At 65.0% G+C, this 12,220-nt stretch carries 10 protein-coding genes and 1 tRNA gene; 5 read left to right on the plus strand and 6 right to left on the minus strand.

Annotated elements, in window-relative coordinates:
• The first annotated feature begins 145 nt into the window (after positions 1–145).
• The gene (locus MUY37_RS10905) at positions 146–2,368 is read left to right on the plus strand and encodes a TonB-dependent receptor (protein ID WP_499195392.1); all 2,223 of its coding nucleotides are present in this window, start codon (positions 146–148) and stop codon (positions 2,366–2,368) included.
• Positions 2,369–2,431: 63 nt separating this feature from the next.
• Here the strand turns inward: MUY37_RS10905 and MUY37_RS10910 are convergent, their stop codons facing one another.
• Positions 2,432–5,320: a M16 family metallopeptidase gene (locus MUY37_RS10910; RefSeq protein WP_499195393.1), complete on the minus strand. Its 2,889-nt coding sequence runs from the start codon at positions 5,318–5,320 to the stop codon at positions 2,432–2,434.
• Between the two features lie 126 nt (positions 5,321–5,446).
• Between MUY37_RS10910 and MUY37_RS10915 the strand changes: the two genes are divergently transcribed.
• Positions 5,447–6,328, plus strand: a complete 882-nt coding sequence (locus MUY37_RS10915) for a diacylglycerol/lipid kinase family protein (RefSeq protein WP_499195394.1) — start codon at positions 5,447–5,449, stop codon at positions 6,326–6,328.
• Here the strand turns inward: MUY37_RS10915 and purC are convergent, their stop codons facing one another.
• Entirely contained in the window at positions 6,329–7,132 is an 804-nt protein-coding gene (purC, locus tag MUY37_RS10920) for a phosphoribosylaminoimidazolesuccinocarboxamide synthase (RefSeq protein ID WP_499195395.1), read from the minus strand. It abuts the gene before it with no gap.
• Positions 7,133–7,283: 151 nt separating this feature from the next.
• Between purC and MUY37_RS10925 the strand changes: the two genes are divergently transcribed.
• Genes MUY37_RS10925 through MUY37_RS10935 form a run of 3 tightly spaced genes read left to right on the plus strand, consistent with a single transcriptional unit; the run spans position 7,284 to position 10,299 of the window.
• Entirely contained in the window at positions 7,284–8,426 is a 1,143-nt protein-coding gene (locus MUY37_RS10925) for an 8-amino-7-oxononanoate synthase (protein ID WP_499195396.1), read from the plus strand.
• The gene (gene bioD, locus MUY37_RS10930) at positions 8,426–9,046 is read left to right on the plus strand and encodes a dethiobiotin synthase (protein ID WP_499195397.1); all 621 of its coding nucleotides are present in this window, start codon (positions 8,426–8,428) and stop codon (positions 9,044–9,046) included. Before MUY37_RS10925 ends, bioD begins: the two co-directional genes overlap by 1 nt.
• On the plus strand, positions 9,043–10,299 hold the full coding sequence (locus MUY37_RS10935; RefSeq protein ID WP_499195398.1) for an adenosylmethionine--8-amino-7-oxononanoate transaminase: 1,257 nt from the start codon (positions 9,043–9,045) through the stop codon (positions 10,297–10,299). Before bioD ends, MUY37_RS10935 begins: the two co-directional genes overlap by 4 nt.
• A 61-nt stretch (positions 10,300–10,360) precedes the next feature.
• Here the strand turns inward: MUY37_RS10935 and MUY37_RS10940 are convergent.
• The 4 genes from MUY37_RS10940 to MUY37_RS10955 all read right to left on the minus strand — a co-directional run bounded on the left by MUY37_RS10940 (position 10,361) and on the right by MUY37_RS10955 (position 12,218).
• A tRNA-Phe gene (locus tag MUY37_RS10940) sits at positions 10,361–10,435 on the minus strand.
• Between the two features lie 89 nt (positions 10,436–10,524).
• Positions 10,525–10,707 carry a DNA gyrase inhibitor YacG gene (gene yacG / locus MUY37_RS10945; protein WP_499195399.1) on the minus strand — a complete coding sequence of 61 codons (183 nt, stop codon included), beginning with the start codon at positions 10,705–10,707 and terminating at the stop codon, positions 10,525–10,527.
• Positions 10,697–11,650 carry a ribonuclease E/G gene (locus tag MUY37_RS10950; protein WP_499195400.1) on the minus strand — a complete coding sequence of 318 codons (954 nt, stop codon included), beginning with the start codon at positions 11,648–11,650 and terminating at the stop codon, positions 10,697–10,699. Before MUY37_RS10950 ends, yacG begins: the two co-directional genes overlap by 11 nt.
• Complete coding sequence (locus tag MUY37_RS10955) at positions 11,643–12,218, minus strand: Maf family protein (RefSeq protein WP_499195401.1); 576 nt, start codon at positions 12,216–12,218, stop codon at positions 11,643–11,645. Before MUY37_RS10955 ends, MUY37_RS10950 begins: the two co-directional genes overlap by 8 nt.
• Between the last annotated feature and the right edge of the window lie 2 nt (positions 12,219–12,220).

Consider the following 12,220-nt stretch of genomic DNA (forward strand, 5'->3'; position numbering starts at 1 on the left):
ACAATCGTCATGAATCTGTTACATAGGCCGCTGCGGTTCGCCGATTCGGCGCCTGTTCTGCTATGGTCGGTCCACGGCGCAACCCGCCGCTCACCTCCAAATGCCCGACCGATTTCGTGCGCGCTCAAGCAGGAACCCTTCCCCCATGACTATTCGATCTACCGCTGCCCGCTTCCTCGGGGCCAGCACACTCGCATTCGCGGCCTTCGCGGCGAATCCCGTTCTGGCGCAGGACGTCGAGGCCACCGGCACCGACGCGGCCGAAGGCCAGCTCAATACCATCATCGTGACCGCCAACCGGCGCGAGGAAAATCTCCAGGACGTCGCCGTCTCGGCCGCGACCCTCGATGCCGACACGGTGAAGACGATCTTCGATGCCGGTGCCGAAGTCACGGCGCTCGCCGCACGCGTGCCCGGCCTGTTCGTCGAAAGCTCCAACGGTCGTGCAGCCCCGCGGTTCTATATCCGCGGCCTCGGCAACACCGATTTCGATCTTGCCGCTTCGCAGCCGGTTTCGGTGGTGATGGACGAAATCGTCCTCGAAAACGTGACGCTCAAGGCCTTCCCGATCTTCGATGTCGAGCGCATCGAAGTGCTGCGCGGCCCGCAGGGCACGCTGTTCGGCCGCAACACGCCCGCCGGGATCGTCAAGATCGACACCGCCCGTCCGGGCGATGAATTCACCGCCCAGTTTTCGGCCAGCTACGGCAGCTTCAATTCGCTCTCGCTCGACGGCGGCGTGACCGTGCCGATCGCTCCCGGGGTCGCTTCGCTGCGCGTCTCGGGTCTTTACCAGCACCGCGACGACTGGATCGATAACGGCTTCACCGGCCAGGACGACGTGCTTGGCGGCTATGACGAGCTGGCCGGTCGCGCGCAGTTGCTGATCACGCCTGACAGCCGCCTGTCGATGCTCGGCACCGTGGCGTTCCGCGATCTCGACGGCACCTCGACGCCGTTTCGCGCCAATATCCTTGGCCCGGGCAATAACGACCTTAACGACAATTACGACCGCGACACGGTGTTCTACGACGCCGGCGGCGGCAATGTGGCCGAATACAATGCGCTGATCGCCAGCTTCCGCCTCGATTACGAAGCCGATTTCGCCACGCTGACCAGCATCACGGCCTATGCCGAAAGCGACGGTTCGAGCCGCGGCGATATCGATGGCGGCAATATGGTCACCGGTCCGGGATTCATTCCCTTCCCATCGGACACGCAGGATTCGATCGACCTCGACCAGTTCACCCATGAAGTCCGTCTCGCCTCGAACCCCGGCGGCATGATCGACTGGCAGGTCGGCATGTATGTCTTTCAGAGCGATTTCGACGTCACCACCGTGGGCTTCGGCTTTCCGCCGTGGGTGACCGTTCGCCATACCAATGATGCCTGGGCGACCTTCGGCCAGCTCTCGGTTCAGGCCACCGACACGGTCAAGCTGACCGGCGGCCTGCGCTGGACCGATGACAAGAAGCAGTTCCTGGTCGTGTCGCCCTCCTTCATCTCGGGTCCGGGCGCGCAGTATCGCATCGTCACGGACGATCGCCTGAGCTGGGATTTGTCGGCTTTCGTCGATGTCAGCGACGATGCCAGCGTCTATGCGCGGCTCGCCAATGGCTTCCGCGCCCCGACCATTCAGGGCCGCGACGTGGCCTTCGGTTCGCCCCCGTCGGTCGCGACCTCGGAAAAGATTATGAGCTACGAGGCCGGGTTCAAATCGGAATTCGCCGGTCGCAGCATCCGTCTCAACGGCGCGGTTTACTACTACACGATCGAGGATCCGCAGTTCTCGGCAGTGGGCGGCGCGGGCAACCTGGTGCAGCTGGTCAATGCCGAGAAGGGTCGCGGTTTCGGCTTCGAACTCGACAGCGCGTTCCAGGTCACGCCGGACTTCCTGATCACTGCGGGCCTGTCGTATAACGACACCAAGATCCAGGACAGCAATCTGGCGGTGGGCATCTGTGCGCAGTGCACCGTGACCGATCCGACTGTCGTGCTGTCTGGCAATACCCGTGCGCTGGTGGACGGCAATCCGTTCCCCAACGCTCCGGAATGGATCGCCGACGTGACCGCGCGCTACGCCTTCCCGGTGGGCAATGCAGGTGAAGTCTTCTTCTTCACCGACTGGGCCTATCAGGGGAAGACCAACTTCTTCCTTTATGAAAGCGAAGAGTTCAACGCGAACGGCCAGATCGAAGGCGGCCTGCGGATCGGCTATGCCCGAACCGACGGCCTGTTCGAAGTGGCGGCCTTCGTGCGCAACATCACCGATGCCGACAATGTGAAGGGCGGCATCGACTTCAACAACAACACCGCATTCGTGAACGATCCGCGCGTGTTCGGCATTTCGGCACGCGTCAATTACTGAGCGCACGCCGTGGCTTGAAAGAGGGGGCCGGGGAGAGCGATCTTCCCGGCCCTCTTCGTGTGTTCAGGGCACGAGGCTTTCGTGCAGGATGCGGATGCGCAGCGCTTCGTCCGGGTCGAGATAGCGGCGCGCGGCTTCCTGCAGCATTGCGGGCGTGACCGCGCGGATGCGATCCTCGTAACTGCGCACCCGGTCGAGCCGCTCGGCGCGCAATTGCGCTTCGTCGATCGCCCGTAGCCACCAGCCGTTTTCGCGGCGGCTGAGCGCGATCCGTTCGAGCAGGGGCGCGCGGGCGCGGTCGAGCAGGTCGGCGTCGACCGGGGCATCCCGAAAGGCTCTTGCGATCGTATCGATGACCGCAAACACCTCGTCCGCCTGTTCCGGTGCAACCACGATCGATGTCGAGAAGGTCCCGAAATCGCGATAGATGTGCGACATACTCGAACTGGCGCCGGGCGAATAGGAAGCGCCCAGTTCCTCGCGGATACGTTCGAGCATTTCGAGCCGCATCACGCCGGCGAGCAGTTGCATCGCCGCCTCTTCCTGCGCGTCGTCGTCATCGGTGGTCGGCCAGATGGTCATCGCCAGCGCCTGATCGGGCGCACCGGCATGCGTCAGCACGCGCTCGCTGCGGTCGGCGGTGAAGCGGGCAACACGTTCGCTTTCCCACTCATCGAACGTCGCCGCGCGTGGCGGCAAGGCGCCGAAGGTTTCGGCTACCGCGGCAATCACCGCGTCGGCGTCGAAATCTCCGACGATTGAGATTTCGATCGGGGCGGTAGCGAACTGCGGGACAATCAGGCGGCGTGCGGCGTCCAGCGTCGCGCCAGCCAGGTCCGCTTCGGACGGGATGCCGAAGCGGGGGTTTCCGTCGGCCACCAACCGCGCGACCTGCGCGCGCGCGACCGCTTGCGGGGTCGCGTCGAGCTGGGCGAGGTAAGGCGGCAGGATCGTCTGCCAGCGGCTGAGCATTTCCGATCGCAGGCCGGGGTCGCTGATATAGGCAGCGCTAAGGCGCATTTGCAGCGGCAGATCGGCCATGGTTCCGCTGCCCCGCACGGAGAACTGGTCCTCGCCCGCGTGGAAACCGTAAGTCAGGCGGTGTCCGGCGAGGATCTGGCGCAGCTCGTCGTAACTATGCTCGCCCAGACCGCCAAGCGCGCCGACCGATGACAGGAAGCTGGCTTGCCCCATTTCGGTGGCGGGCAGGGCCAGTTTACCCGACCCGATCCGGAGCGCAAACCGCAGGCGATCCCTTTCGAAGTCGGTAAACTTCAAGTTCAATCGAACATTATTTTCGAACCGTATCGTCCTGACACCGAGATCCGCGATCGTGGTATCTTCGGCGATAGCGGATGGTTTGCCGAAATCGTCATAGGCAAAGGCCAGCCCGTCACGGCCCTGCGCTGCGGCCACAGGTTGCGCTGCGGAATTCCGCCAGGTTTCGAGTATGGTCTGCTCGGCATCGGGAATGGCCTGCTTGGTCGACACATGGATTAGCGGATCGGACAGCGCGAAATGCTGCGCGAAAGCTTGCGAAACGGCTTTTGCGGTGATCTCCGGCTTGTGCGCCAGAAACATATCGTAGCTCGTTTGCGGCGTAATGAAGATGCGGTCGCGCCGGGCGGTCGACAAAATGCTCTCGGCAAGCTGGCGGTTGCGCCGCGTGTCCTGCTGGCTGGCCGCATCGCGATAGCGCTGTTCGAAATTGGCGAGCTGTTCGGCCAGTTCCGCGTCGGAAAAGCCATGTTGCACAGCGCGGCGCCATTCCTGCTCGCCCACTTCGAGCGCGCGCTGCCATTCGCCCTCGCGCGCCTGCACCCGCACCTGCGCCTGCCGCTGAATATCGAAAAAGTCGGAGGCCGAGGCCCGCCCGCTGATGATCGGTGCATCGGCTGCATTGGCGATACGCTGCAACCGGCGATTGACGATCGCCGTGCCGAGGGCGACAAGCCGTGAGCGATCTGTTTCGGCGATGATCGGCCGGTGTTCGACATAGGGTGCGAACCGATCGATCACGACCACATGCGGCACGTCGGGGTCGACGAAATTGGCAGCCGCCGGGCCGCGCGCCAGATCGACCTTGCCTTTCTCGACATCGACGCGCGGCGTAGGCGTGGGCGGGGGCGTGGGCGTCCAGTCGTCGAAGCGCGCGCGAATCTTCGCTTCGATCATGTCCGGATCGATATCGCCGACCACCACCAGCGCGGCGTTGTCGGGGCGGTAGAAGCGGCGGTAGAGATCGCGCAGCACCCGGCCCGGTGCACTGTCGATGATACTCCCGGTCCCCTCGGCCCGAAAACGCATTGCATACCGCGTGTCGGGAGCGACGAAGCCGAGATAGTGCTTGAGGCGGCGGATGGCGAAAGTGTTACGGGTGCGGGTTTCGGACTGGATGATCCCGCGCTCGCGGTCGACCGCATCGTCGGCGATGGTCAGTTCGCTGGCGGTTTCGCGCATCAGCATCAATGCCGTGTCGACAAGCTCGGTATCGGTGCGCGGCAGGTCGAGCTTGTAAATCGTGTCTTCGAACCCGGTCGAGGCATTGGTGTCCGCCCCGAACGCAAGGCCCAGCCGCTCGAGCAGCTTAATCATCTCGCCTTCGGGCACATTGCGCGACCCGTTGAAGGCCATGTGTTCTATCATGTGGGCGAGGCCGAGTTCGTGTTCGTCCTCGTCGATCCATCCGATATCGAAGCCCAGGCGCACCACCGCCGTATCCTTCGGTGTGCCGTTTTTCAGGATCGCATAGCGCATTCCGTTATCGAGCACGCCGAAGCGCACAGCCGGGTCGGGCGCGATATCGTAGATCGGGTGGCCCCAGCCGGTACTGGCCCGCGCTGGTTCGGCCGCAGCGGGCGCAGGCGTCTCCCCGGCAGCGAGGGCGGCGGGCAGCGCGAGCGCAAGAAGCGGAAGCGCTGCGAGCATGTGGCGGAGCGGGGATGCGGTCATGGCGTGATACGCTATGGTTCGCAGGCTCCGAATCCAAGCCCGACATGCGGGTGAATCCGCTGAATGCACGGCTGCGTCTGCCAATTGCATGGTTGCACCAGCCCGGTACCGCGATAGGACCGGTGCATGCCGGTTCTCGACCTCGTCTATAATCCCTTTTCGGGCAGTTTTCGCCAGCAACGCCTGGCCGCGCTGGTCGTCGCACTTGAACGAGAGGGTTTCGCGGTGAACCCGCTGCCGTCGCGTATCGACGGGATCGATCTGAGCGGGAAGGCCGAACTGGTCTGCGTCCATGGCGGCGACGGCACGTTGCGCGATACGGTGCAAGCCCTCGGGGACAGGGCGGGGCAGATCCCGCTTTGCATCGCCCCATCTGGCACGATCAACCTCGTGGCGCGCGAACTGGGCTATGCCAAGCAGCCGACCGCCTTCGCGCGGCGCTTGCGCGCGGCATGGGAACGTGGTCCCGAAAGCTGGGTGAAATCACCGCTCTACCGCCTGGGGGACATGCCGATCGTCGCCTGTCTCAGCATCGGGCCGGACAGCCAGGCGGTGGCGCGCGTGTCCTCCTCGCTCAAAAAGCGGATCGGGCGCTATGCCTATGTGGTGGCGATGATGCGCCAGGTACGGGCCTGGCCGCGCGACCCCATGACCATCCACGGCGAGCTGGCCGATGGCAGGCCTTTCGAATGCGAGGCGGAGGCCGCCATCGTCAGCCACGGTGCGCTCTATGGCGGGCCGTTCCGGCTCAGCCATCACGCCGCGCTCGAAGCGGATTCGGTGGAACTCATCACGCTCGGGCGCTCGACGCGGCTCGATACGCTGCGCTTTGTGATCGCCGCGCTGTTGGGGCAGTCGCTCGTCGATCGCGGTATCGCCGATATCCGCACCTGCCGCCGGATCACCTTCGACCGCTGTGTCACGCCGGTCCAGGTCGATGGCGACCACATGCCCGACTGTGCCTATGCCATCGCGCCTGGCGGGCTGGCGCTCACCTATGTCGTGTAATTATTTCTTCGGCTTGGACGGGGTTCTGAGCCGCCCGCGATGGGCGTTCATGTCGAGCACTTCGCCCGGACCGCTATCGTCGTTCTGAAGCAGGCCGAGCCGGCGCGCGACTTCCTGATAGGCTTCGCTCTCGCCGCCCATGTCGCGGCGGAAGCGGTCCTTGTCGAGCTTTTCGCCGGTGTTGATGTCCCACAGGCGGCAGCCATCGGGGCTGATTTCGTCGGCCAGGATCACACGGCTGTAATCGCCGTCCCAGATGCGGCCGAATTCCAGCTTGAAATCGATCAGGCGGATATCGATCGCGCTGAACAGGCCGCACAGGAAGTCGTTGATGCGGATCGCCATGGACGACATATCCTGCATCTCTTCATGGCTGCACCAGTTGAAGCAGGCGATTTCCTCTTCGGAGACCTTGGGATCGCCCAGCGCGTCGTCCTTGAGGCAATATTCGATCAGCGTGTGCGGCAGCAGTTCGCCTTCCTCGATACCCAGGCGTTTGCTGAGCGAACCGGCGGCGACATTGCGCACGACGACTTCGAGCGGAATGATCTCGACCTGGCGGACCAGCTGCTCGCGCATGTTGAGGCGGCGGATGAAATGCGTCGGGATGCCGATATGCGACAGACGCGTGAAGACATATTCGCTGATGCGATTGTTGATCACACCCTTGCCGTTGATGGTGCCCTTTTTCTCGGCGTTGAAGGCGGTCGCGTCATCCTTGAAATACTGGATGATCGTGCCCGGTTCGGGGCCTTCGTAGAGGATCTTGGCCTTGCCTTCGTAGATCTGGCGGCGACGTGCCATGGGCGTGCATTCCTTAGCGCTGCAAAGATTTGCGCCCCGGCGACGGAATCGACTGGCGATTGCGGCTGCCGGGGCGAATGGTTCTGCGCATACAGAAGCGGCGGGACGAAAGCAATTGCAGCCGCGCGGCGCGATGGTTAGCGCATCCGCGATGCCGTTTTCCCCCAGCACGTTTCGCCCGTTCGCCGCGCAGCAGGAAGATCTCGCCGAAATCGCGCGCCAGGACCGCCGGAGAGTCCTCACCCTGCCGCAGGGCGCGGACTTTTCGTCGAACGATTATCTCGCGGTGGCGGGCGATGAACAGCTCAAACGGGCGGTCCGGGCGGCAATGGATCGCGGCGTTCCGCTGGGGGCGGGCGGATCGCGCCTGCTGCGCGGCAATCACGCAGAGCACGAGCTGCTCGAAGAGGAGGCGGCGCGTTTCTTCGGCAGCGAAAGCGCGCTGTTCTTTGCCAATGGCTACACGGCCAACAGCGCGCTGCTGGCAACCCTGCCCCAGCGCGGTGATGCGATCTTTCACGACGAGCTGGTCCATGCCAGTGCGCATGAGGGCATGCGGCTGTCGCGGGCGGAAAGGTTCGGCGTGGCGCATAACGATGCCGATGCCTTTGCTGATGCGCTGGCCCGCTGGCGGAAGAGCAATGCGACGGGCACTGCCTGGATCGCGGTGGAAACGCTTTACAGCATGGATGGCGATCGTGCGCCGCTGGGCGCGCTGGCCGAACTGGCGGACCGTCATGGCGCTATCCTGCTTGCCGACGATGCCCATGCCACCGGTGTGTTCGGCGAAGGCGGCAGGGGGCTGGCGGACAGCCTCGCCGGGCGGGACAATGCCATCATATTGCGCACCTGCGGCAAGGCGCTGGGCAGCGAGGGCGCTTTGCTATGCGGGCCGCAGGTCATGCGCGACCATCTCGTCAATCGTGCGCGCGGCTTCATCTTCTCGACCGCGCCATCGCCGCTCATCGCGTCCTGTGTGCGCGAAGCGCTGAGGATCGTCGAAGATGAACCCGAACGCCGTACCGCGCTGGCCGAATTGGTGGCCTATGCGGGCGAACGGCTCGGCCCGCTCGGTGTCACGCGCAGCGGTTCGCAGATCATGCCGCTGGTGGTGGGCGATGATGCGCGCACGATGCAGCTTGCGCAAAGCCTGCGCGAGGCAGGCTTCGACATTCGCGGGATCCGCCCGCCGACCGTGCCTGCGGGCACCAGCCGCCTGCGCATCTCGCTCACGCTCAATGTCGGCAGGCCGCAGATCGATGCGCTGGCCGATACGCTTTCGGAGATTCTTTGATGAGTGCTTTCATCGTAACCGGCACCGATACCGATGTCGGCAAAACCGTCTTCGCCGCAGCGCTCGCAGGAGCGCTCGATGCCTATTACTGGAAGCCCGTGCAGGCGGGACTCGAGGAAGGCGGCGATCGGACGCAGGTCGCGCGGCTGGCGGGATTGGCCGAAGACCGGGTGCTGCCCGAAGCCTATCGGCTGGCCACGCCGTGCTCGCCCCACCGCGCCGCGGAAATCGATGGTGTCACCATCGATCCCGACCGGCTGGCGCTCCCACCACAGCGGCCACTGGTGGTGGAAGGGGCGGGCGGCGCGCTCGTCCCGCTCGGAGATGATTTGCTCTATGCCGACCTCTTCGCGCGCTGGGGCCTGCCCACGATCGTGGTCGCGCGCACGGCGCTCGGCACGATAAACCATTCGTTGCTGACGATCGAGGCGCTGCGCGCGCGCGGCGTGGCCGTGCATGGGATCGCCTTCGTCGGCGAAGCGATCGAGGATAGCGAGGCGACCATCTGCCGGATGGGCGTGGTCGAACGGCTCGGCCGCCTGCCCATGCTCGATCCGCTTGAGCCCAATGCACTGGCCGACGCCTTTGCGCGCAATTTCGATCTGGCGGATTTCCAATGACCCAATCACCCGTCTGGCATCCCTTCACGCAGCACGGGCTGGGCGATTCCGTCCCGCTGGTCACCCGTGCACAAGGCGCGGTGCTCCACACCGCCGATGGCCGCCGTGTGATCGATGCGATTTCGAGCTGGTGGGTGACCACCCATGGCCACTGCAATCCACGCATCATGGCGGCGATCGCCGAACAGGCCCGGCAGCTCGACCAGATGATCTTCGCCGGCTGGACGCACCAGCCCGCCGAAGACCTGGCACGCGAATTGTGCCGGATCCTGCCCGATGCCCTTACCCGCGTGTTCTTTTCCGACAGCGGTTCGACCGCAGTGGAGGTCGCGCTCAAGATGGCGCTCGGGTACTGGACTCATCGCGGAGAGAAGCGCGCCCGTATCGTGGTGATGGACCATTCCTATCATGGCGACACGATCGGCGCGATGTCGGTCGGCGCGCGGGGTGTGTTCAACGCCGCTTATGCGCCGATGCTGTTCGATGTGGGGCGCGTGCCCTTTCCCGGCACCGATCCGCAGGCAACCCTCAATGTGCTGGAGGCGGAATGCGCGGCCGGTGCCGCAGCGTTCATCGTCGAGCCGCTGGTGCTGGGGGCGGGCGGCATGTTGATGTATTCGCCCGATATATTGGCTGAGATGCGCAGTGTCTGCGCGCGCCACGGCACGCTGTTCATTGCCGACGAGGTGATGACCGGCTGGGGGCGTACCGGCACGCTGACCGCCTGCGAACAGGCCGGGGTGGTGCCCGACATCATGTGCCTGTCGAAAGGGCTGACCGGCGGCGCCGTACCGCTGGCCGTGACCATGGCGAGCGAGCCGATCTGGGAAGCGCATTATTCGACCGACCGGACGCGGACCTTCTACCATTCGTCGAGCTACACGGCGAACCCCCTGGCCTGCGCGGCGGCGAATGCGAATCTCGCCATCTGGCGCGAGGAACCGGTGCTGGAACGCGTCGCCGCACTGGGGGCACGACAGCAACAGCATCTCGATAGGCTTTCCGGTCATGCGATGCTGCGCAATGCGCGGCGCTGCGGAACGATCGCGGCGCTGGAACTGGGCGATCCGGACGGTAGCTACCTGTCCGATCTGGGGCCGCGCCTGCTGCGCCGTTTCCGCGAGGCCGACCTGCTGCTGCGCCCGCTGGGCAATACGGTCTATGTCATGCCGCCCTATTGCATTGATGAAGCCGATCTTGCGCGGGTATGGGCCGAGATCGCTTCGGCGGCAGAGGATCTCGCGACGGAATAACGTTGCGGTGGTGCGCGCCGAATTGGGGGGGCCGGATGTTGGTGAGGCCAAGGTAGCGAAGTGGTGCCCAGGGGCGGAGTCGAACCACCGACACGACGATTTTCAGTCGTCTGCTCTACCACTGAGCTACCCGGGCACACTGCTTCGGCAAAGGGGCTTGAACAGCCCCGCGAGCAATGAGAGCGCGCCTATGGCGAAGCTGGCGCGCCTTGGCAAGGGGCAAATTCAGTCTTCTTTGCCGCCAGTGATCTCGGCCGCGATTTCGTCAGGCAGGGCGGGGCGCCCCGGCACTGCATAGCCATCGCAGAACCATTGCGAGAGGTCGCGATCGCGGCAACGGCTCGAACAGAAAGGCGCGTGCTCTTCGCTGCGCGGTTTTTTGCAGATCGGGCAGGGCTTAATCGTCATGGACCACGATCTGGGCGGTGGCGGCCTCTATCGCAAGGCCCGGATCGGTCTCTATCCGCACCGGGCGCGCGGTGCGGCGTTCAAGCTCGGTGAGCCATTCTGTTTTGAGCTTGGCCTTCAACGCAGGGTGCAGGGTGAGCAATGTCACGCCCGGCCCCTCGACCGTTTCCGCGCGGCGTAGCGCCATGCGGGCGGCCATCCCTATGCGCGAGGTGGCGAATCGATGCAGCAGCGAAGGTCCTTCGAGCCGCGCGACGATCTGGACGAAGCCGAAGCCGTTCATCGCGGTGCGTTCATGCGGGAAATCGCTCAGCGCTTCCTCGAGCGCCGCGTCCACCGCCTTGCGGTCGGCCCTGGTCTGGAGAGTGGGAAAATCTATCCCGATCATACCTCCGAGATCCAACAGCGGGAGCCAGTGCGCGATGGCAGGCACTGCGGCCAGCCCCAGTTCGCGCGGGGGGAGACTGCCATCGATATCGATCAGTGTCATGGCGGGCGTGACGGCGAACAACAACGAGCCGCCGGAGAATTCGACTTCGCCGGAGGATGCGGCATGCCACACATCCTCCCACGCGCCCGCCGGGAATGTGCGGACCGGCGTGCCCTCTTCGAAGCGGTCGGGGACGGGAGCCCCCGCATCGGCGGCCGGTCGGGCGGCTGCAAGCTTGAAGCGCCCCCGTTCGGTCATGGCGGCGCGGGTAATGACGAAACGGTAGCTGGCGCCCTCGGCGGCATCGCGCGGCAATTTGTCGATCAGGACCTCGCGGCGCGGCGGGTGCTGTGCCATGCCGCGCGCGCCGGATTTGCGAACCAGCTTGCCGTCGAACTCCGCGCCTGCATGAAGCTCGCCCGGCCAGCGCACTTTCGCGGCGATCGGTGTGTCGCCGCTCATCAGCAGGGCACGGCGCTCGCCGATACCCTCTTCGACCAGCCACTCAGGCAAGTGTGAACCCCGCCGCTTTCAGCAAGGCGCGCGTTTCGTAAAGCGGCAGACCGACGACGCCCGAATGACTGCCTTGGATGCGGCTGATGAGCCCTTCGGCGATGCCCTGGATGGCATAGCCGCCCGCCTTGCCTTCCCATTCGCCACTGGCGAGATAGGCGCCGATCTCCTGCGCCGAGAGCCGCTTGAACATCACCACCGTCTCGCTCAGCCGTTCGCGGATCGTACCGTCGGGCGCGCGCAGGGCGATCGCCGACAGAACGCGGTGACGGCGGCCCGAGAGCAGTTCGAGGCACTGGCGCGCGGTTGCCTCGTCCTCGGCCTTGGGCAGGATGCGGCGGCCGGCGGCCACCACCGTATCACCCGCCAGGACGTGGCCTTCGTTCGAGGCAGCGGCTTCGGCTTTCTCGCGCGCCATGCGCTTTGCATAATCGCGCGGCAGTTCGCCCTTGTGCGGCGTTTCGTCGATATCGGCAGGATTGATGGCGGCAGGCGTCACACCCAAGCGCGCAATAAGCTCGCGCCTGCGGGGACTTGCCGATGCCAGGATGAGTGTGGGCTGGCCCACGG

Source organism: Qipengyuania sp. ABI-127-1 (genome assembly GCA_022953095.1).
Classification (GTDB): Bacteria; Pseudomonadota; Alphaproteobacteria; order Sphingomonadales; family Sphingomonadaceae; genus Qipengyuania.

Bases quoted from the DNA above. Each gene is read 5' to 3' on its own strand.
- MUY37_RS10905 (WP_499195392.1), top strand. From the start codon at position 146: ATGACTATTCGATCTACCGCTGCCCGCTTCCTCGGGGCCAGCACACTC.
- MUY37_RS10910 (WP_499195393.1), bottom strand. From the start codon at position 5,320: ATGACCGCATCCCCGCTCCGCCACATGCTCGCAGCGCTTCCGCTTCTT.
- MUY37_RS10915 (WP_499195394.1), top strand. From the start codon at position 5,447: ATGCCGGTTCTCGACCTCGTCTATAATCCCTTTTCGGGCAGTTTTCGC.
- purC (WP_499195395.1), bottom strand. From the start codon at position 7,132: ATGGCACGTCGCCGCCAGATCTACGAAGGCAAGGCCAAGATCCTCTAC.
- MUY37_RS10925 (WP_499195396.1), top strand. From the start codon at position 7,284: ATGCCGTTTTCCCCCAGCACGTTTCGCCCGTTCGCCGCGCAGCAGGAA.
- bioD (WP_499195397.1), top strand. From the start codon at position 8,426: ATGAGTGCTTTCATCGTAACCGGCACCGATACCGATGTCGGCAAAACC.
- MUY37_RS10935 (WP_499195398.1), top strand. From the start codon at position 9,043: ATGACCCAATCACCCGTCTGGCATCCCTTCACGCAGCACGGGCTGGGC.
- yacG (WP_499195399.1), bottom strand. From the start codon at position 10,707: ATGACGATTAAGCCCTGCCCGATCTGCAAAAAACCGCGCAGCGAAGAG.